General features: G+C 71.7%; 14 protein-coding genes and 1 riboswitch. Of the genes, 4 read left to right on the forward strand and 10 right to left on the reverse strand.

Annotated features, from left to right (window positions below):
* Positions 1-30: 30 nt before the first annotated feature.
* Together ACFWCH_RS03215 and ACFWCH_RS03220 are read left to right on the forward strand one after the other, a co-directional pair.
* Complete coding sequence (locus tag ACFWCH_RS03215) at positions 31-765, forward strand: phosphotransferase (RefSeq protein WP_378802893.1); 735 nt, start codon at positions 31-33, stop codon at positions 763-765.
* Between the two features lie 100 nt (positions 766-865).
* Entirely contained in the window at positions 866-1795 is a 930-nt protein-coding gene (locus ACFWCH_RS03220; RefSeq protein ID WP_136033351.1) for a hypothetical protein, read from the forward strand.
* Between the two features lie 31 nt (positions 1796-1826).
* Here the strand turns inward: ACFWCH_RS03220 and ACFWCH_RS03225 are convergent, their stop codons facing one another.
* The 5 genes from ACFWCH_RS03225 to ACFWCH_RS03245 form a co-directional block, all read right to left on the reverse strand.
* Positions 1827-3308, reverse strand: coding sequence for an amino acid permease (locus ACFWCH_RS03225; RefSeq protein WP_206252507.1), 1482 nt, complete (start codon positions 3306-3308; stop codon positions 1827-1829).
* A 10-nt stretch (positions 3309-3318) separates the two neighbouring features.
* Positions 3319-4689, reverse strand: coding sequence for a glutamate decarboxylase (locus tag ACFWCH_RS03230; protein ID WP_136033349.1), 1371 nt, complete (start codon positions 4687-4689; stop codon positions 3319-3321).
* 100 nt (positions 4690-4789) lie between these two features.
* The gene (locus tag ACFWCH_RS03235) at positions 4790-5581 is read right to left on the reverse strand and encodes an energy-coupling factor transporter transmembrane component T (protein ID WP_206252502.1); all 792 of its coding nucleotides are present in this window, start codon (positions 5579-5581) and stop codon (positions 4790-4792) included.
* Entirely contained in the window at positions 5578-7035 is a 1458-nt protein-coding gene (locus tag ACFWCH_RS03240; protein ID WP_378802894.1) for an ABC transporter ATP-binding protein, read from the reverse strand. The genes ACFWCH_RS03235 and ACFWCH_RS03240 overlap by 4 nt, the downstream gene beginning before the upstream one ends.
* Positions 7035-7679 (reverse strand): ECF transporter S component, encoded by a 645-nt coding sequence (locus ACFWCH_RS03245; RefSeq protein ID WP_136033345.1) that lies wholly within the window; start codon positions 7677-7679, stop codon positions 7035-7037. Before ACFWCH_RS03245 ends, ACFWCH_RS03240 begins: the two co-directional genes overlap by 1 nt.
* Positions 7672-7781, reverse strand: a riboswitch (TPP riboswitch). It overlaps the preceding gene by 8 nt.
* 80 nt (positions 7782-7861) lie before the next feature.
* Between ACFWCH_RS03245 and ACFWCH_RS03250 the strand changes: the two genes are divergently transcribed.
* Positions 7862-9745 (forward strand): D-alanyl-D-alanine carboxypeptidase, encoded by a 1884-nt coding sequence (locus ACFWCH_RS03250; protein ID WP_378802895.1) that lies wholly within the window; start codon positions 7862-7864, stop codon positions 9743-9745.
* Positions 9746-9842: 97 nt separating this feature from the next.
* Here ACFWCH_RS03250 and ACFWCH_RS03255 read toward each other — a convergent pair whose 3' ends face one another.
* From ACFWCH_RS03255 to ACFWCH_RS03265, 3 genes are all read right to left on the reverse strand, one after another.
* Positions 9843-12104: an ABC transporter ATP-binding protein gene (locus tag ACFWCH_RS03255; protein ID WP_378802896.1), complete on the reverse strand. Its 2262-nt coding sequence runs from the start codon at positions 12102-12104 to the stop codon at positions 9843-9845.
* Complete coding sequence (locus ACFWCH_RS03260) at positions 12101-13828, reverse strand: ABC transporter ATP-binding protein (RefSeq protein ID WP_136030718.1); 1728 nt, start codon at positions 13826-13828, stop codon at positions 12101-12103. The genes ACFWCH_RS03255 and ACFWCH_RS03260 overlap by 4 nt, the downstream gene beginning before the upstream one ends.
* Before the next feature lie 234 nt (positions 13829-14062).
* The gene (locus ACFWCH_RS03265) at positions 14063-15124 is read right to left on the reverse strand and encodes an enoyl-CoA hydratase/isomerase family protein (RefSeq protein WP_136045115.1); all 1062 of its coding nucleotides are present in this window, start codon (positions 15122-15124) and stop codon (positions 14063-14065) included.
* Between the two features lie 110 nt (positions 15125-15234).
* Here ACFWCH_RS03265 and ACFWCH_RS03270 point away from each other — a divergent pair, with 110 nt between their 5' ends.
* Positions 15235-17898: an ATP-binding cassette domain-containing protein gene (locus tag ACFWCH_RS03270; protein ID WP_378802897.1), complete on the forward strand. Its 2664-nt coding sequence runs from the start codon at positions 15235-15237 to the stop codon at positions 17896-17898.
* A 62-nt stretch (positions 17899-17960) separates the two neighbouring features.
* Here the strand turns inward: ACFWCH_RS03270 and ACFWCH_RS03275 are convergent, their stop codons facing one another.
* Both ACFWCH_RS03275 and ACFWCH_RS03280 read right to left on the reverse strand, forming a co-directional pair.
* Complete coding sequence (locus tag ACFWCH_RS03275; RefSeq protein WP_136030722.1) at positions 17961-18410, reverse strand: hypothetical protein; 450 nt, start codon at positions 18408-18410, stop codon at positions 17961-17963.
* Positions 18411-18494: 84 nt separating this feature from the next.
* Positions 18495-19817: a glutamate-1-semialdehyde 2,1-aminomutase gene (locus ACFWCH_RS03280; RefSeq protein ID WP_136036603.1), complete on the reverse strand. Its 1323-nt coding sequence runs from the start codon at positions 19815-19817 to the stop codon at positions 18495-18497.
* Positions 19818-19892: the final 75 nt, after the last annotated feature.

The raw sequence follows: 19892 nt of genomic DNA on the forward strand, positions 1-19892 counted from the left end.
GAGCGTCCGCCCGTCCGGCAGGATGGGAGCATGACGATCCCCGCCGAGTCCGTCGTCGTCCCCGACCGGGTGCGCGAGCTGTCCCGCGGAGCAGACCTCGTCTGCGTCTGGCGGAACGACGACGGCGGTCTCACGTTCCGCGCGACCGGCGTCGGCGAGCCGTTCTACATCAAGTGGGGTCCGCGCAACCTCGAGTCCACGCTGCGCGACGAGGCCGAGCGGATGCGCTGGGCCGCGCGGTGGATCAGCGCGCCGACCGTGCTGGACAGCGGCGAGGACGAGACGCACGAGTGGCTGGTGACGGCGGCCCTCGACGGCCTGAGCGCCGTGGATCCCCGGTGGACGGCCGAGCCCGCGACCGCCGTGCGCGCGGTGGGCGAGGCGCTGCGGGCGCTGCACGACGCGCTGCCCGTGGCCGAGTGCCCGTGGGAGTGGAGCGTGCCGTCGCGCATCGCGAACGCGGAGCGCCGGGGCATCGTGGTGCCGGAGTCGCTGCGCACTCCGCCGCCGATCGACCGCGCAGTGGTGAGCCACGGCGACGCCTGCTGCCCGAACACCCTGATCGGCACGGACGGCCGGTGGCTCGCGCACGTGGACCTCGCGCAGCTGGGCGTCGCCGACCGTTGGGCCGACATCGCCGTGGCCGCCATGAGCACCGGGTGGAACTACGGCCCGGGGTGGGAAGACGCCCTCGTCGAGGCGTACGGCCTCGAACCCGACCGGGAGCGGATGGCGTACTACCGCGACCTGTGGAACGCCACCTGACCCTCCCGGCCGGCGGCGCGCAGGTCGGGATGCGGCAACGAACTCTCGACATCTGATGTCTGATCTGGTGTCATGGGTGGGACGACCCCCAGGAGGCCTCATGCACCTCGATCCGTCGCCACCCGCTCCCGTCGCCGGGTTCGCCGAGACACTGCGGGAGGCCATCGCGGCCCGCGGCACGTCCCTCGCGCAGCTGAGCGATCGGCTCCGACGACACGGGAACCCCGTCTCGATCGCCACCCTCAGCTGCTGGCAGAACGGCACGCGGCAACCCGAGGGGGTCTGCTCGCTCGCGGCGGTCGAGGAGCTCGAGACGCTGCTCCTGCTCGACAGCGGCACCCTGCAGCGACGCATCGGACACAGCCGCCGCGCCGGACGTCCGCCCAAGCCGCGGGCACCCTGCGAGGACTGGACGCGGGAGGGGCCGATCCTCGACACGTTCCGCGCGCTCGGCATCGACCCCGCGGCGTCGTTCAACACCCACTCCGTCCACGCGGTCTGCACCACCGACGCGCACGGCCTCGTCGACACCATCCACTACCGCGCGATCCTCCGGCCCCCCAGCGGACGGGCCGGCCTCATCCCGTACATCGACCTTCCCGGGGTGCCGACCGACGTGTGGCCCGAGCTGACCGCGGTGACCGGGTGCCGCGTGGTGCAGCGCCACGCGCACTCCTCCCGCATGGCGTTCGGCATGCTCCTCGCCGTCGACGATCCGCCCGAGCAGCGGCAGTCCGCGCTCATCGAGTTCACCCTGCACTACCCGCTCCCCTACCCGCGCGACCGGCTCGTGACCTACGCGAGCATGTACCGCACGCCCGAGCTGCTCCTGCACGTGGACTTCGCGCGGTCGCCGTCGCCCACCTGGATCGAAGAGGTCACGATGGTCGGCGGCGAGGAGGAGATCGTGCCGCTGCCTCCCGCGAACCGTACGGCCACCACCGTGCGCTCGGGGTTCGCGCCGGGGCTGATCGCGCTCCGCTGGGGGTACGGCTCCCGCGAAGACGGCGCCGACCCGCTGCCCCTGTGACGGGCGGCGGGTCGGCGTCGGTTCCGGGCGCTCAGGCCTCCGGGTGGGCGTCGCTGGGCAGGCTGCCGTCCGCCGGCCGGCGGTCCCACGACGGACGGCGCACCGCGTAGAACACCAGGGGCGGAGCACCCAGCACCACGATCACCGCCCCCACGATCCACGGGTAGGCCGCGGGCGGGAACGCGGTGAAGCCGTCCGGCGGGATGAACGCGAGGAGGAACGCGGCCAGGCAGGCGACGAAGCCCACGCCGGCGACCAGCGGCAGCCCCTTCACCCGGTACGCGCGCTTCACGTCCGGCGCCTTCCGCCGCAGCACGAGGGCCGAGGCGAACATCAGCATGTACATGACGAGGTACAGCGCGGCGGCCATGTCGATCAGCGCGACGAAGGCCGCGCTGACGTTCGGCACGATGATGAAGATCGCCGCGAGCACCGTCACGATCGTGCCCTGCAGCATCAGGATGCCCGACTGCACGCCCGCCTTGTTCCTCTTCTGCAGCAGCGGCGGCAGCAGCCCCGTCTCCGCGGCGGCCAGCACGCCCTTCGACGGGCCGGCGACCCAGGTGACGACCGAGGCGAGGGCGCCCGCGGCGATCAGGGCCGACACCACCGCGGTGGCCCAGCCCATGCTCCAGTGGTCGAAGTACTCCCCGAACGCGAGCATGATGCCGTTCGTGAGACCGAGCTCCTTCGGCGGCACCGCGACCGCGATCGCGAGGGTCGGCAGGATGAACACGAGCAGGATGAGCGCCGCCGCGAGGAACACCGAGCGGGGGTAGCCGCGGCCGGGGTCCTTCATCTGGTTCACGTGCACCGCGTTCACCTCCATACCGGCGTAGGCCAGCACGTTCGACACGATCAGCACGATCGAGGCGAGCCCGGTGAACGGCGGGATCATCGCCGACGCCTCGAGGGGGACCTGGCTCTTCTCGCCGCTGAACACCCAGACCGCGCCGAACACGATCAGCAGCACGGCGGGCAGCAGCGTGCCGAGGATGCCGCCCCATGAGCCGAGCTTGGCGAACAGGTCGCCGCCGCGGAGGGTGACCAGCGTCGCACCCCAGTAGCAGACGATGATCACGACCGCGGTGAAGAAGCCCGAGCTCGACAGCGACGGATCCAGGAAGACGAACGCGAGCGCGCCCGCCACGAAGGCGAGCTGGGTGGGGAACCACACCACGTTCTGGATCCACTGGAGCCACACCGCGGTGAACCCCCAGCGGTTGCCGAGGGCTTCGCGCACCCAGACGTAGACGCCGCCCTTCCACCCGGTCGCGAGCTCGGCCGCCACCAGCGCCGTGGGCACCAGGAACAGGATCGCCGGGATGAGGTAGAGCATGATGCTCCCGAGGCCGTAGACCGCCATCGCCGGCAGGGAGCGCAGGCTCGCCACCACGACGAGCGTCAGCAGGGCGAGCTGCCCCACCCCCAGCACGGCCACCGCGGGCCGGGAGACGCGGGTCGACGGGGTGACGGCGGGACGGGGGGCGTGTTCGGCACCGTGTGCAGACATGACCCGCGCCTCAGTGGTGGAACGCCGAGTCGGGGTGGTCGCCCGGCATCGGCGCGGTGAGGGCGTCGAGGTGCGCGACCTCGGCGGTGATCGCGTCGAGCAGTTCGGCGGCCAGGTCCATGCTGAGGCCGTTGCGCACCACGATGCGCTGCACCGTGAGCTCCTCCAGGTCGGCGGGCATCGGGTAGGCGGGCACGAGCCAGCCGCGCATGCGCAACCGATCCTGCAGGTCGTACAGGGTCCAGTTGTCGGTATGCCCCTGCTTCAACCGCCACGCGAACACGGGGATGTCGCTGCCGTCGTTCCACAGCTCGAACGCGTCGAGCTTCGCGATGCCCGCCGACAGGAACTTCGCCACGTCCTGCGACGCCTGCTGCACCGCCCGGTACCCCTCGAAGCCGAGGCGGAGGAACAGGTAGTACTGCAGCAGCACCTGTGCGCCGGGGCGCGAGAAGTTCAGTGCGAACGTGGGCATCTCCCCGCCGAGGTAGCTGACCTGGAACACGAGGTCCTCCGGCAGCCACTGGGCGTCGCGCCACACGACCCACCCGAGTCCGGGGTACACGAGCCCGTACTTGTGGCCGGAGGTGCTGATGGAGTGCACCCGCTCCAGGCGGAAGTCCCACTCCAGGTCGGGCTGCAGGAACGGGGCGATCATCGCCCCGGAGGCGCCGTCCACGTGGATCGGGATGTCGAGCCCCGTGTTCTTCTGGATCTCGTCGAGCGCCGCCGCGATCTGCGCGACCGGCTCGTACATGCCGGTGTAGGTGACGCCCATGATCGCCACGACCCCGATCGTGTTCTCGTCGACGTACTTCTCCAGCTCGTGCCCGTCGAGCGTCTTGTGCTCCTCGCTGATCGGCACGAAGCGCGGCTCCACGTCGAAGTAGTTGCAGAACTTCTCCCAGCACACCTGCACGGCGCTCGACATCACGAGGTTCGGCGAGGAGGCGTCCTTCCCCGCGGCGCGACGCGCCTGCTGCCACCGGCGCTTGAACGCGAGCCCGCCGAGCATGCACGCCTCGGACGAGCCGATGGTGGACGTGCCGATGCTGCGGGCGGCATCCGGCGCATGCCAGAGGTTCGCGAGCATGTGCCAGCAGTTGTCCTCGATCGCGGCGGTCTGCGGATACTCGTCCTTGTCGATCATGTTCTTGTCGAACGAGGCCATGTACACCTGCTTGGCCTCGTCGTCCATCCAGGTGCTCACGAACGTCGCGAGGTTCAGACGGGCGTTGCCGTCGAGGATGGTCTCGTCCTCGACGATCTGCTTCGCGGTCGACGGGAGCGACTCGGCGTCGGGGATCACGTGTCGCGGTGCGACCGTGGCCTCCCCCGGCCGGGTGAAGATCGGCTGACCGTCGGTGGGTGCAGTGCTCATGTGCGGAGTCCTTTCGGCTGAGTCGGCTTCTCACTCCGTTCGTCACGCTAGCCACGGCGCGTTGACGTATCTCCCGCCCCTCGCGTAAACGGGGTGAGGCTCAGGCGCCGGGACCGAGGATGAAGTTCCAGGCTCCGGTGAGCACGGCCGCCGCGACCGCGATGCCGGAGATGGCCGCGCCGACCGCGAGCAGCAGCCACTCCGCCGCCCCGAACCGCGACTCGCGCGCCCACGTGCGGCGCCCCGGCGCTCCGAACCCTCGCGCTTCCATGGCCGTGGCGAGCTTGGCACCGCGGCGGATCGACAGCACCAGCAGCGCGAACGCCATCCCGAAGAAACGGCGGAGGCGTCCGCGGTCGGCCACCCCGCGTGCGCGCCGCGCCAGTTCGAGCGCCCGCCAGTCGTCGAGGAACAGTCCGACCATGCGCAGGCCCGCGAGCGCACCCAGCACGAACCGGGCGGGGAGGCGGAGGATCTGCCCGAGCCCGTCGGCGAGGTCGGTGGGGTCGACGGTCACGAACAGCACCACGGACGGCAGGGCGATCGCGAGCACGCGCAGCATCGTCGCCACGGCGAGGGCGAGCGAGCCCTCGCTGATGCGCAGCACGAACCAGTCCACGTACACGGTGCCGGAGGTCTCGCCGTACAGCGCGATCGTGAGCCCGGTGAGCGGCGCCGCGAGCCACACCGGCCACGTGCGCACCCAGAACTCCCGCCAGCCGATGCCCGCGAACAGGAACAGCACGAACTCGAGCGCCAGGGCCACCGCGGCCGAGACCGGGTCGAGCGTGAGGATGAGCGGCACGGCGATCAGCGCGCTCACGCCGAGCTTGGCGACCGGGTTGATGCGGGCCACCGCGCCGGTGCGGGCCTTCGCGTCGAGCAGGGTCACGGCATGCCGCCCAGGTCGAACCGGGTGGCGTGGAGGGCTCTGGCCACGTCGAGGTCGTGCGTGATCGCGACCACGGCCGACCCCTCGTCGCGCAAGGCCGCGAGCAGCGCGACCAGCTCCGCCCACGTACGCGCGTCCTGCCCGAACGTGGGCTCGTCCAGCACGAGCACCCGGGGGCGTGTGGCGATCGCGGCCGCGACCGTGAGGCGCCGCTTCTCCCCGCCGGACAGCGTGTACGGGTTCGCGGCCGCGAGACGGTCGAGGCGCAGGCGGGAGAGGAGCTCGTCGGTGCGCGCGGCGATCTCGTCCTCGGGGAGGCCGAGCGCGCGGGGGCCGACGGCGAGCTCGTCGCGCACGGTCGTGGCGAGCAGCTGATGCTCCGGCTCCTGGAACACCATGCCGACGCGGGTGAGCAGGTCGCGCGAGCTCCACCGGATGGGCGCGGGGTCGGCGCCGTCCGCGAGCTCGGGCGCGGCGACCACTGCTCCCCCCGCGGGCGGAAGGAGTCCCGCGAGCGTGAGGCCGAGCGTCGACTTGCCGGCGCCGTTGGGCCCGGTGACCGCGACGGCCTCTCCCGCGTGGACGTCGAGGTCGATGCCCGTGGCGACCGGGCGACCCTTCACCCGGGCGACCGCGAGCCCGCGCGCCGAGAGCAGCACCTCGCGGGGGGCCGTGCGCGGCGGCGGCGGGAACGCGGGCGGATACCCGGGGACCCACACCCCGTCGTCGGCGAGCCGCTGCCCCTGAGCCCCGAGCACCTCGTGCGGGGGGCCGTCGGCGACCACGCCGCCCTCGCCGATCACGATCACGCGGGTCATGAGGGGCAGCCACACGTCGAGCCGGTGCTCCACGACCACGAGCGTGGCGGGGTGGGTGTCGAGCAGGCGCGACACCGCGTCGCGCACCTCCGCCACCCCGTGCGGGTCGAGGTTCGCGGTGGGCTCGTCGAGCAGCAGCAGTCCGGGGCGCATGGCGAGGAGTCCCGCGAGCGCGAGGCGCTGCTTCTGCCCGCCCGACAGCGCCTTGGTGGGGTGGTCGAGCGGCACGTCGAGCCCCACGGCCTCCAGGGCGGCGGTGACGCGTGGCCAGATCTCGGCGCGCGGGATGCCCAGGTTCTCGCAGCCGAAGGCGACGTCGTCGCCCACGCGTGCCAGGATCACCTGCGAGTCGGGGTCTTGCAGCACCAGTCCCGCGCGACCCCGGGTGGCGGTCGCCGCGGCGCCGTCGACGAGCAGCCGGCCCTCGCTCTCGCCCTCCTCCTCGCCGCCCAGCACACCGGCGAGCCCGTGCAGCAGCGTCGACTTGCCCGCGCCGGATGCGCCGAGCACGAGCACGCGCTCGCCCGGCTCGATGCGGAACGACACGTCGCGCAGGGCCCAGGCGAGGCGACTCGCGTGACGCCACCCCCACCCTCGGGCCTCGACGGCGGCGGGGGTGGCCTGCTCGGCCCCCATCAGACGCGGACGCGCGCCTCGCGGCCGGAGCCGAACCGGTCGAGCGCGCCGGTCGCCGCGATGCCCCTGGCCAGAACCCACGACAGCGCCCCCGCGATCACCGCGCCGGAGACGACGGTGCTGAGCAGGTAGATCGTCGTGAACGCCGGGCCGGATCCGGCGTACCAGAGCACGAGGTTGTTGATGCCGCCCGCGAGCGCGGCGCCCGCACCGGCGAGGATCGCGACGGGCAGCGACCAGCGACGGTAGAAGAACAGCAGGAAGACGAGCTCGGCGCCGAGCCCCTGCACGAGCCCGGCCTCCAGGGTGAGGAAGCCGCCCCACTGGTTGCCGATGAGCGCCGAGACGACGGCGGCGAGCAGTTCGACGTAGATCGCGGCTCCGGCCTTGCGGATGATGAGTCCGCCGAGCACGCCCGCGAACAGCCAGGGGCCGTCGAGCAGGCCCTGCAGCCCGGGGAGCAGCGGTTCGAGGAGGGCCTTGGGGCCGAGGTAGCCGACGTTCCAGGCGAGGAAGATCAGGCCGGCGGCGACACCGAGGACACTGGCGACGACGATGTCGACGATGCGCCAGCGCAGGTAGCTGCGCGGCGCGGCCGCCGTCGAGGTCTTCGCGGATGCGGACGTGGACGTGGACGTACTCATAGGAACTCCTCCCTGCGCTGGCATGACCCAGATCAGGTTCGACGGTCGAAGCGCGATTCGCTCCCTCTCAGCCCGGCTCGCCGGACTCCCGTGGTTGTGCTGACGATCCTACCCGGTCCGCCGGTTGGCGCGTCGCCGCCCCGGCGCGGCCGATTCCCGGCCGGATTCGGTACCGTAAGCGGGTGACCGCATCCGATCCCGCCGGCGAGGCGACGGGCATCGGCGGCAACGGCCCCGCTCCGACTGCTGCCCCCTCCGACGACGCCCCCACGTCCGCGCTGCGCTCGCGGGCGCGGGTGACCACCACCCCACCGACCGGGAGCGATGACGCGGGCGACGACGCCGCGCGACCCCCGGCGCGGGTTCCCGCCGCCTCCGCCGTGTCGACCTCCGGTCTCGGCGCGCTGTTCGGCGACCGTGCGCGCACCGCGACCGCGACCGATGCCTCCGCGAACGGCGTCGCCACCGGAGGCGACGCGGACGGGAGCACGGACCGCCCCGCGGCCGAGACCTCCCCCTCCGCTGATCCCGCGATCGCGTCCGTCGCGTCGGCCCCGCCCGCCGCGGACTCCGCGTCCTCGACGATCACGGCAGCGACGCCGCCGCTGACCAAGCCGCCGTTCCGCGCGAGGGTCTCGGAGCCGGCTCCCCCGGCCGAAGACGACGATGCAGCGGTCGCCCTCCTGTCCGGTACGGCCGCGCAGTGGGCGGACGACGCGACCCCGGCGACCGCGCTGACCTGGGTGGATCCGGCCGATGTCGCGGCCCACGCTCCCGCCGTCTCGCTCGATGCCGAGCCGGAGGCGCAGACCGCCGAGGGGCTGTTCCGCGGGGCCCGGTTGCGTCCGGCCATCGCGCGCCCCGGCCTGCTGGTGCCGTTGGGGGTGCTGGCCGGGCTCGTCCTGGCCTATTCGGGCACGACGCTGCTGTGGCCGCTGCACGAGGTGCCCCCGGCGGTGGAGGCGGTGCAGTTCGAGACGACGCCCGCCACGGCCGCCGAGCTCACGTGGCCTGCGGAGGGCAGCGCGGCCGTGGGGGTTGCCGGCATGACCACGTCGGCGTCGATCCCGGATGCGGTGAGCATCGCGAGCATCACGAAGGTCGTCAGCAGCCTGATGGTGCTGGATCGGATGCCGCTCGCGCCGGGTGAGCAGGGACCGGAGTTCCGTTTCACCCGCGGCGACAGCGTGCGCTACTGGGACTATCGACGCCAGGATCAGTCGGCGCTCGACGTCCCGGTCAACGGTGTGCTCACGGAGTATCAGCTGTTGCAGGGCACGCTGCTCGGCTCGGCGAACAACTACATCGATCGGCTGGCCTCGGAGATCTGGGGGTCGAACTCCGAGTTCGCCAGGGCGGCCGAGGAGTGGCTGAGCGAGCGTGGTCTGACCGGGATCACGGTGGTGACGCCGTCGGGTTTCGATGAGCGCAACGTCGCGACGCCGGAGGCGCTGATCGCGCTGGGCGAGCTGGCGATGCGCAACCCGGTGTTCGCGGAGATCGTCGGCACCGCCTCGGTCGAGCTTCCGGGCGCGGGGACGGTCGTGAACACCAACGGCATGCTGGCCGATCCGGGCGTCGTCGGCATCAAGACCGGGACCCTGGTCGGGTGGAACCTCCTCACCGCGAAGGATGTGGAGGTGGGCGACACGACCGTGCGGCTGTTCGCGGCAGTGCTGGATCAGGCCGACGACGAGTCGCGGCTCGCGGCCACCCGCGCGCTGTTCAGTCAGGCGGAGGCGGAGCTGCAGACGGAGGAACCGGCCGTCGCCGCGGGCACGGTGGTCGGTCGCGTCACCACGATGTGGGGCGAGGAGGTGGATGTGGTCACCGCGGAGGACGCGGACGTCGTGCTGTGGAACGGTGCCGCCGCGACCGCGACCGCCGCGTTCGACCTGGGCGAGCGACGAGAGGCCGACGACCGCGTGGGCACGCTGACCACCACCGGGCCGCTCGACACGGCGGACACGGCCCTCGTGCTGCGCGAAGACGTGGAGGGCCCCAGTCCCTGGTGGCGCCTGACGCACCCGCTCGATCTGCTGGGCATCACCGTCCACACCGACTGAGCCAGGCGCCGCCGTTCACCGGCCGCGCAGACGACGACGCCCCGCTCCGAGGATCCGGAGCGGGGCGTCGTGTCGTTGGTGCGGGACCGCCGAGGCGTCAGTCGCGGGGCCCCGCGCCCTCGGCGCCGTCATCGAGCAGAGCTCGTGCGGCCGCGGCCTCCGCGGCCGGGACGTTCGCCCCGACCGAGGCTCCGGCGATCGCGTCGTCGGCCTGCTCCCGTGCCGTCTCGTCGGCGGCCTCCCCCGTGACGACCACGGGCGTGGAGCCCGTGAGGGCCTCCTCCGCGTCGAGGTCGGTCGCGGCCTGCTCGAACTGCGACTGGTAAAGCCGCCAGTAGGCGCCCTGCGCGGCGATGAGCTCGTCGTGCGTGCCCTTCTCCACGATGTCGCCGTGCTCCATCACGAGGATGAGGTCGGCGTCGCGGATGGTGGACAGGCGGTGCGCGATCACGAACGACGTGCGCCCCTGGCGGAGCGCGGCCATCGCGTGCTGCAGCAGCAGCTCGGTGCGGGTGTCGACGGCCGAGGTGGCCTCATCCAGGATGAGGATCGACGGCTGGGCGACGAACGCGCGCGCGATTGTGATCAGCTGCCGCTCACCGGCCGACACGTTGGACGCATCCTCGTCGAGCACGGTGTCGTAGCCCTCGGGGAGGGCGTGCACGAACCGGTCGACGTACGTGGCCTTGGCGGCGGTGAGCACTTCCTCGTCGGTCGCGGTCGAGCGACCGTAGCGGATGTTCTCGCGGATGCTCCCGGCGAACAGCCACGGGTCCTGCAGCACCATGCCGGTGCGCGAGCGCAGGTCGTCGCGCGTGATCTGCGAGATGTCCTGACCGTCGAGCGTGATGCGCCCGCCGCTGAGCTCGTAGAACCGCATGATCAGGTTGACCAGCGTGGTCTTGCCCGCGCCGGTCGGCCCGACGATCGCGACCGTCTGGCCCGGCTCCACCCGGAACGACAGGTCGGTGATCAGCGGTCGCTCCGGCGTGTAGGAGAAGGACACGTTCTCGAACTCGATCACGCCCTTGCCGTCGCCGAGCGGCGGGGCGTCGGCCTCGTCGGGCTCCTGCTCGTCGGCGTCGAGCAGGTCGAACACCCGCTCGGCCGACGCCGTGCCGGACTGCACGACCGCTGCCATGCCGCCCAGCTCCGACAGCGGCTGCGTGAACTGCTGCGAGTACTGGATGAACGCCTGCACGTCGCCGAGGCGCAGCTGCCCGCTCGCGACCATGAGGCCGCCGAGCACCGCGATGCCGACGTAGGTGAGGCTGCCGACGAAGGTCATGGCGGGCATGATGATGCCCGACAGGAACTGCGCCTTGAAGCTCGCCTGGAACAGCTCCTCGTTCTCGGCCTTGAACTTGTCGAGCGCGTCCTGCTCCCGACCGAACACCTTCACGAGCGCGTGCCCGGAGAAGGCCTCCTCGACGCGGGCGTTGAGACGGCCGACCTTGCGCCACTGGGTGCCGAAGGCCTTCTGCGAGCGCGGGCCGATGACGCCGAAGATCACGCCCATGAGCGGCAGCGCGACCAGGGCCACCAGTGCCAGCTGCCACGAGATCGAGAACATCATCACCAGCACGCCGACCACGGTGAGCACGGCGGTCAGGGCCCCGGAGAGGGACTGCTGCATCGTCTGGGTGATGTTGTCGATGTCGTTCGTGACGCGGGAGATCAGCTCGCCGCGCTGCACCCTGTCGAAGTACGACAGCGGCAGCCGGTTGATCTTCGCCTCGACGGCCTCGCGGAGACGCCACATGGTGCGCACCATGATGACGTTGATCACGTATCCCTGCAGCCAGCTCAGGAACGCGGCCACCACGTAGATCGCGAGGACGGCGGCGATGACCCAGCGCAGAGCATCGAAGTCGATGCCGTCGCCGACCCGGAAGTCGCCGAGGGCGCCGACCTGGTTGGCGAAGTCGTCCTGTCCCGCTCCGCGCAGCGCATCGACCACCACGTCCTGCGACGTTCCGGCGGGGAACCCGGGGAAGTCGCCGTTCGGCTGGCCGAGCTGGATGGAGATGAAGCCGCGGTAGACGATGTTGGTCGCCTCGGCCAGGACCTTGGGAGCTGCGACCGTCAGCACGACGCCCAGGGCTCCGAGGATCGACACGAACACGAACCACACGGCCGAGGGCTTGAGCAGTCCGATCATGCGGGCGAAGCTCGGGCCGAAGTTGTCGGCCTTGCCCGGCGCGACGCTGTCCCAGCCGCCGCCGTTCTGCCGTGCCTGCTCCGCGAGCTCGGCCTCGTACTGCTCTTCCGCCGTGAGCTCGCGCTCCTCGGTCTGCACCGGGGCCTTCCCCCGTCCGCGCTTCGGCGCGGCGGTGCGCTTGTCGTCCTGCGCGCTCATGCGTCCACCCCCAGCTGCGACTCGACGATCTCTCGATAGGTGCCGCTGGTCTCCAGCAGCTCCTCGTGCGTGCCGACGCCCACCATCGTGCCGCCCTCGAGCACCACGATGCGGTCGGCGTCGGTGATGGTGGAGACACGCTGGGCGACCACGATCTTCGTGACGTGCGGCAGCTCGCGCCACAGCGCCTGCCGCAGTCGCGCGTCCGTGGTCAGGTCGAGCGCCGAGAAGGAGTCGTCGAACACGAGCACCTTCGGCTGGTGCACGATGGCCCGCGCGATCGCGAGGCGCTGGCGCTGGCCGCCCGACACGTTCGTGCCGCCCTGGGCGATGCGGGACTCGAGCCCGTCGGGCATCTCCTCCACGAAGTCACGCCCCTGGGCGATCTCGAGCGCGTGCCACAGCTCCTCATCGGTCGCGTCCTCCCGGCCGTAGCGCAGGTTCGACGCGACGGTGCCGGTGAAGAGGAACGGACGCTGCGGCACCAGACCGATGCTGTCCCACAGCGCCTCCACGTCGGCCTCGCGCACGTCGGTGCCGCCCACGTGCACCGAGCCGCTCGAGACGTCGAACAGACGCGGGATGAGAGAGACCAGCGTGGTCTTGCCCGCACCCGTGGAACCCACGATCGCGACCGTCTCACCCGGCTGCGCCGCGAAGCTGATGCCGGTCAGCACGGGCGCGTCGGCGCCCGGGTAGGTGAAGGCGACGTCGTCGAACGCGACCGCACCCGGCGTCGGGAACTCGGTGACGCCGTTCGCGGGGCGCGTCATGGTCGACTCGGTGTTGAGCACCTCGCCGATGCGCTCGGCCGAGACGGCGGCGCGCGGGATCATCATCGCCATGAAGCTGGCCATGATGACGCCGCCCATGATCTGGCCGATGTACTGCATGAAGGCGAACAGCGTGCCCACCTGCACGGTGCCGTTGTTGACCTCGATGCCGCCGAACCAGATCACGGCGACCACGGTCACGTTGAGGATGAGCATGAACAGCGGGAACAGCAGCACGAACAGCGAGCCGACCTTGCGGCCGACGACCATGATGTCGGTGTTGGCTCCGCGGAAGCGCTCCTCTTCGATGCGCTCGCGCACGAACGCGCGGACGACGCGCACGCCGGTGAGCTGCTCGCGCATGATGCGGTTGACGTTGTCGAGCTTGCCCTGGTAGCTGCGGAACAGCGGCACCATGCGGCCGATCACGAGCGCGGCCAGGAGCAGGAGCACGGGGACCGACACGGCGATGAGCCAGCTGAGCCCGGCGTTGGTCTGCACGGCGAAGATGATGCCGCCGATCGCGAGCAGCGGCGCGGTGACGAGCATGGTCGCGCCCATCATCGCCAGCATCTGCACCTGCTGCACGTCGTTGGTGTTGCGCGTGATGAGGGAGCCGGCGCCGAACTGCGACACCTCGCGCTCGGAGAAGCCGCTGACCTTGCCGAACACGTCGGCACGGATGTCGCGACCCGCGCCCATCGCCGCGCGCGCGGCGAAGAAGGTCGCGATCACGGAGGCGACGATCTGGCCCAGGGAGACCGCGAGCATGAACAGACCGGTGCGCCAGATGTAGGCGGTGTCGCCCTGCGCGACGCCCTTGTCGATGATGTCGGCGTTGAGGCGGGGCAGGTAGAGGGTGGCAGCCGCGCTGGCGAACTGGAAGACCAGCACGGCCACGAGGAGCCACTTATATCGGGACAGATAGCGGAGGAGGATTTTTCCCAGCACAGGCGGACTTTCTAGGAAGGAGGAGGCGGCGGATCTCCCGGCAGACGGATGCCGACCGACGACCGGCCATAGGACAGCGTGCCACGAAGCGGGGACATTCGTATCCCCCTGGGGGCGGACCTTCGCTCACAGCGAACCGCATCCCGTGCGATCAGCACTTTTCTGCACGGTGACGAAGAAGGGCCCGCCGGAAGCCTGCGCGATCGCCGCCCGCGTCAGCGAGCGGACTGCCCCTCAGAACAGCGGCGGCTGCGGCGTGTAGTCGCGGGCCGGTGCACCCGCGTCCGCCGGCAGCTCGGCGAGGGTCGCCGGCTGCCACTTCGGGTTGCGGTCCTTGTCGACCAGCTGCGCGCGGATGCCCTCCACGAGGTCCGGGTGCTCGTTGACGAACCACAGCACCCGTCGGTACTCCCCCTCGAGCGCGGCGCGCAGTCCCGGCAGCTCCCGCGCCTCACGCACGGCGTCGAGCGTCACGACCAGCCCGGTCGGCGCGAGCCCCTCAAGGAGATCGGCCACGGCTGCGGCCTCTGTCGTGCCCTGCGCGTGCAGCCGCTCCAGGATCTCGGGCACGGTCGGCGCGGAGAACGCCTCGTCGATCCAGGCGCGCGATGCCGGGAGGGCCGACGGCTCCGGCGTCTCGTCGAACAGCAGCACGATCTCGCTGGGGCTCGTCGGGTCGGCGCGGTGCGCGAGCGCGTCGCGCAGGGCGTCGAGGCGGTCGGAGGGCACCACGTGGTCGGCGAACCCGAGGTACACCGCGTCGGCGGCGCTCATGGTCGCCCCGGTCAGCCCGAAGTACTCGCCGAACCGTCCCGGCGCCCGCCCGAGCAGCCACGTGCCACCGACGTCGGGAGTGAAGCCGATGCGGGTCTCCGGCATCGCGAGCTTCGACCGCTCGGTGACGATCCGGATGGCCGCGTGCCCGGCGAGCCCGATGCCGCCGCCCATCGTGATGCCGTCGGCCAGCGCCACGACCGGCTTGGGGTACTCGGCGATCATCGCGTTCATCGCGTACTCGGCGCGGAAGAACTCGGCCGACCGCTCGGGGTGACCGGACACGATCTGCTCGTGCAGGCGGCGCACATCGCCGCCCGCGCACATGCCGCGCTCGCCCTCGCCGTCGATCAGCACGATCTGCACGTCGGAGTCGTCACGCCACGCCACCAGCGCCCGGGTGATCTCGGCGATCATGTCCTCGTCGAGCGCGTTGATCGCCTCGGGGCGATTGAGGGTGAGCCGTCCGAGCGCTCCTTCCGTGCGGACGAGGACACGGGGGGCGGCAGAGGTATCGGTCACGGGTGCCAGGCTACCTTCTCACCAGGGGTGGAATTCCGCACGGAATGCGGGTTCCGGGGCGGTTTTCCGGCAGGATAGGGGGAACTGTTCATCGCGACGAGAGGTGCCGGATGCCTGAAGGACAGGTGCTCGAGTTCACGAATGTGACGAAGCGCTTCAACGAGGTGACCGCCGTCTCGGACTTCTCCGCCCGCGTCGAGCCCGGGGCCGTGACCGCCTTCCTCGGTCCCAACGGCGCCGGAAAGACCACGACTCTCCGCATCCTGCTCGGTCAGGTGCGTGCCACGTCGGGAACCGCCACGATCGGCGGCGTCGCGTATCCGGAGCTGCGCCAGCCGCTGCGCACGATCGGCTCCGTGCTGGAGGAGACGGTCTACCGCCCTCGCCGCACGGCCAGCCGGCAGCTGACCATCGCCGCGAAGGCCAACGGCATCCGCCTGTCCCGCGTCGACGAGGTCCTGTCGCTCGTGGGCCTGGAGAGCGAGGCCGATTCCCGCATCGGCGGCTTCTCCCTCGGCATGCGGCAGCGGCTGAGCGTCGCGCACGCGCTGCTCGGCGACCCCGGTGCCCTGGTCTTCGACGAGCCGGCGAACGGCCTCGACCCGGAGGGCATCCGCTGGATGCGTCTGCTCATGCGCCGTCTCGCGGACGAGGGGCGCACGGTCCTGGTGTCGTCGCACGTGCTCAGCGAGATCGAGCAGGTGGCCGACCACGTGCTGGTGCTGTCGAAGGGACGGCTGGTGCTGTCCAGCGGCATCGAGACCCTGGCGGACCCGGCCGGCGGCTCTGTCATCGTGGATTCCGTGGATCGTCCCGGCCTCACGACGGCGCTGGTGGCGGCGGGCTTCGACATCGAGGTGCTGCGCTCCGGGCTGACCGTGCGCGGAGCCGACGCGAGCACGGTGGGTGCCGTGGCCGCTGAGGCCGGCATCGCCCTCAGCACCCTCGTGCAGCGCGGGCCCACGCTGGAAGACGTCTTCATCGATCTGATGCGCGGTGGTCGCTTCGGCACAGCGGCGGACACGACCGCGGCCGCTGCGGGCGGGGCGGCGCCGGGCGAGACGGCAGCGACCGATACGAACCATGAGGCGAGCGATTCCTCCGCCGACGTGGCGACAGCGGGCGCCGGTGCGGCCGCATCGGCTCTGGCTGCCGGTGGTGCGGCCGCTCTCGCGGACGACCTCACCACCGAGACCGTGCCCGAGCCGACGGACGCCACGGCGGGAGCCGACGACGTGGACGAGCAGTCGACCGACGCGGAGCCCGCGTCGGAAGACCTCGTCGCCGCCGACACGGAGGACTCCGACGTGATCGAGACCGTGGCGGAGGTCACGGCGATCACGGGCCCGGTCGCGGTCGTCCCGGTGGAAGAAGACGTGCGTCCCGTGACGATGGAGGACGCGGCGCGGATCGGCGATGGCGATTCCCTGTCCGAGTCGCGCGCGGAGACGGCGACCTCGTTCGATGAGATCCTGTTCGGCGGCACCGCGCCGGTCCAGGAGGAGGAGCCGACCGAGCGGCCCACCCGACGCAGCCTCGCGCAGCTGTTCGCGACGACGCCGGAGTCCGCCGACGACGACCACAGCGCGTCCCCGGAGCATGTGTCCAGCGACGAGCAGGACTCCGAGGGTGATGTTCCGATCGGCTCGGACGACGCGGAGTCAACGGGCGGTTCGGCGTGGAGCACCGGTTCCGCACCGACCGAGGAGGGGGCGGACGAGGCCCCGGAGAACGGAGCCGAGGCAGACGAGACTCCGGAGAACGCAACCGGGGCAGACGGAACTCCGGTAGACGAGCCCGCGGACCACGAGCCCCTCGCCGACGATCAGGGGTCCGCGCTGGATTCCGTCGATGACGCCCACGACAGCGAGAGCCCGGCGGATGAGGCGCCGGCGGACGACACCGGGATCGCGTCCGACGAGCCCGCCGCAGATCCGGTTCCGGCGGACGACGAGCCGGTGAGCACCGCCGATGACGAGTCCATCGAGGAAGACCCCGCGGGCATCGAGTTCTTCGCCGAGCTGGACGACGCCGAGGAGGCGGACGAGACCGACGAGGCCGACCACGGCGACCACGGCGACCGCGATGCCGAGGAGGCTCCGCTCGAGGCGGTCGGCACGGACGGAGCCGAAACCCCGGACGAGGACGAAGACCCCCGCGCGGCCGCCGTCAGCTCCCTGCTCTCCGCCGCCGCACGCGCGTACTACGAGGACGAGCCGCGGGACTACCCGCTGAGCACCGCCGACAGCGTGCCCGCGACCGGCGCGCCGGGAGAGCCGCACGACGCCGGGGCCCACTGGAGCGTCGCGACCACCGGCGTGATCGACACGGTCCCGCTGGCGCGCGACACCGCGACCGATGGTCAGGACGACCACGGCACCGCCGACCCGCACCACCAGCCCCACGACGGTGTCGCCGAGGTGCAGGACGGCGAGGGGCACGAGAGCGAGGGGCACGCGGTGCCCGAGCACAGCGACGAGCACGACGGCGAGCACGACGACGAGCACGACGGCGAGAACAGCGACGAGCACAGCGAAGCGCACAGCGGCGAGCACAGCGGCGAGAACAGCGACGAGCACGACGGCGAGCACAGCGGCGATCACGACGGCGAGAACAGCGACGAGCACAGCGACGACGACCGTGACCGCGAAGGCCACGGACTCGACGACGGGCAGAGCGAAGGCCCCGGTCACGACGACGGGCAGAGCGACGCGCACGATCACGACGGGCACGATCGCGAGCAGCACACCGACGGCGACGAGCACCGCGGCTGAGCCCGAGACACGAGACGCCCTCCCGGCTACGGCCGGGAGGGCGTCTGTCGTTCGTGGGGCTGCTAGGCCGGCCGCGGGCGGATGACCGGACGACGGCTGCCCTTCGACACGGGCGTCGGTGCGGTGGCGACGATCTCCTCGACGCTCGCCGGCTCGTCCGACACCTCGAGCCGCAGCGCCTGCGTGAGTGCGAGGCCGTGCCGCGTGGTGAGGATCAGCCGGTTGTACTGCGGGTCGCCCTCGAGGTCGATCACGACGCTCGGGCGACGCCGCCGGATGAGCACGAAGTCGAGGGTTCCGGCGGCCTTCCAACTGCCGGCGGCGAGCACGGTCGGAATGTGGGTCCCGGGGTTCGGCACACCGCGGAGCCAGGTCCAGGCGTCGTCTGTCAGCTGCACCTTGGTGATGGTGTCGCGCGGGATCCGCACGTTCTCACGGTGGAAGGTGGCGGCACGTTCGATGGGCGAGAGCACGACTTCGAGTTGCGTCTGGTCCAGCAGCAACGTCACCATGCCCCTTAGTCTGCCAGCGCGGCGCTCCCGGTTGGCTGGAAGTTGCTCACAGGAAAGCAACGATCCGTTGTGGGCACGGATACATCAGGGCCGGGCGTCTGCCGCGGCCTGGGCCGCGAACGCCAGCGCCGCCTCGATGCGCTGCAACTCGTCCTCACCGTGCGCCGCCGTGAGGAACCACGCCTCGAAGACGCTCGGCGGAAGCGCGACACCGTGCTCGCGCATGGCGTGGAAGAACGCCGAGTAGCGGAACGACTGCTGCGCCTGCGCCTCGGCGTAGTCGCGCGGGATCGAGGCGCGGAACGAGGCGCTGAACAGGTTGCCGGCCGACGCCACCGCGTGCGTCACGCCCGCGTCGCTGAGGGCGGTGTCGAGCGCGGTCGCCACCCGGGTCGCCGCGGCGTCGACCGTGGCGTAGACCTCGGGCGTCGCGAGGCGCAGCGTGGCCAGACCCGCGGCGACCGACAGCGGGTTCCCCGACAGCGTGCCCGCCTGGTACACCGGGCCGAGCGGAGCCAGCAGGTCCATGACCTCGGCGCGACCGCCGAGCGCGGCCAGCGGCATGCCACCGCCCACGACCTTGCCGAACGTGATGATGTCGGGGAGGTAGTCCTCGCCCGCCGCGGCCTGCAGACCCCAGAACCCCGCCGGGTGCACGCGGAAGCCCGTCAGCACCTCGTCCAGGATCATGAGCGCGCCGTGAGCGTGTGCGGTGTCGGCGATCAGGCGGTTGAATCCGGGCCGCGGGGGGACCACCCCCATGTTCGCCGCGGACGCCTCGACGATCACGGCGGCGATGCGCTGGCCATGCTCGGCGAACACCGCGTCGAGCGCCTCGGGGTCGTTGTAGCGGATGACGAGCGTCTGTGCGGCGATGGGTGCCGGCACCCCGGCGGATCCGGGCAGCGCGAGCGTGGCGACGCCCGACCCCGCCTCGGCCAGCAGCCCGTCGGAGTGGCCGTGGTAGTGCCCGGCGAACTTCACCAGCAGGTCGCGACCGGTCGCGCCACGGGCGAGTCGGATCGCGGTCATGGTCGCCTCGGTCCCCGTGGACACCAGGCGCACGCGCTCGATGGGTCGGATGTCGCCGAAACGCACCCGGTCGGCGATCAGCGCGGCCAGCTCGACCTCGCCCTCGGTCGGGGCACCGAACGACAGACCCCGCGCTGCGGCGTCCTGCACGGCGGCGACCACCTCGGGCTGCGCGTGGCCCAGCAGCGCCGGGCCCCACGAGGCCACCAGGTCGACGTACTCCCGGCCGGCGGCGTCGGTGACGGTCGCTCCCTTCGCCGAAGCGAGGAACCGCGGCGTCCCGCCCACCGAGCCGTAGGCGCGCACCGGCGAGTTCACCCCACCCGGGATCACAGCGCGGGCAGCGGAGAACAGGTCGTCATTGCGGTCGGTCATGGCAGCTCCTCGGTGATGCGCGGAGCTCTCCCGGGCATCCCTTCCAGGCTAACCCGCCGTACCGACGCCGGAGTC

Origin of the sequence: Microbacterium sp. NPDC060132, from assembly GCF_042729675.1 — a bacterium.
Classification (GTDB): Bacteria; Actinomycetota; Actinomycetes; order Actinomycetales; family Microbacteriaceae; genus Microbacterium; species Microbacterium sufflavum.

Coding starts and splice junctions, on each gene's coding strand:
- ACFWCH_RS03220 (WP_136033351.1), top strand. CDS start 866: ATGCACCTCGATCCGTCGCCACCCGCTCCCGTCGCCGGGTTCGCCGAG.
- ACFWCH_RS03230 (WP_136033349.1), bottom strand. CDS start 4,689: ATGAGCACTGCACCCACCGACGGTCAGCCGATCTTCACCCGGCCGGGG.
- ACFWCH_RS03255 (WP_378802896.1), bottom strand. CDS start 12,104: ATGAGCGCGCAGGACGACAAGCGCACCGCCGCGCCGAAGCGCGGACGG.
- ACFWCH_RS03240 (WP_378802894.1), bottom strand. CDS start 7,035: ATGGGGGCCGAGCAGGCCACCCCCGCCGCCGTCGAGGCCCGAGGGTGG.
- ACFWCH_RS03280 (WP_136036603.1), bottom strand. CDS start 19,817: ATGACCGACCGCAATGACGACCTGTTCTCCGCTGCCCGCGCTGTGATC.
- ACFWCH_RS03275 (WP_136030722.1), bottom strand. CDS start 18,410: ATGGTGACGTTGCTGCTGGACCAGACGCAACTCGAAGTCGTGCTCTCG.
- ACFWCH_RS03225 (WP_206252507.1), bottom strand. CDS start 3,308: ATGTCTGCACACGGTGCCGAACACGCCCCCCGTCCCGCCGTCACCCCG.
- ACFWCH_RS03245 (WP_136033345.1), bottom strand. CDS start 7,679: ATGAGTACGTCCACGTCCACGTCCGCATCCGCGAAGACCTCGACGGCG.
- ACFWCH_RS03270 (WP_378802897.1), top strand. CDS start 15,235: ATGCCTGAAGGACAGGTGCTCGAGTTCACGAATGTGACGAAGCGCTTC.
- ACFWCH_RS03215 (WP_378802893.1), top strand. CDS start 31: ATGACGATCCCCGCCGAGTCCGTCGTCGTCCCCGACCGGGTGCGCGAG.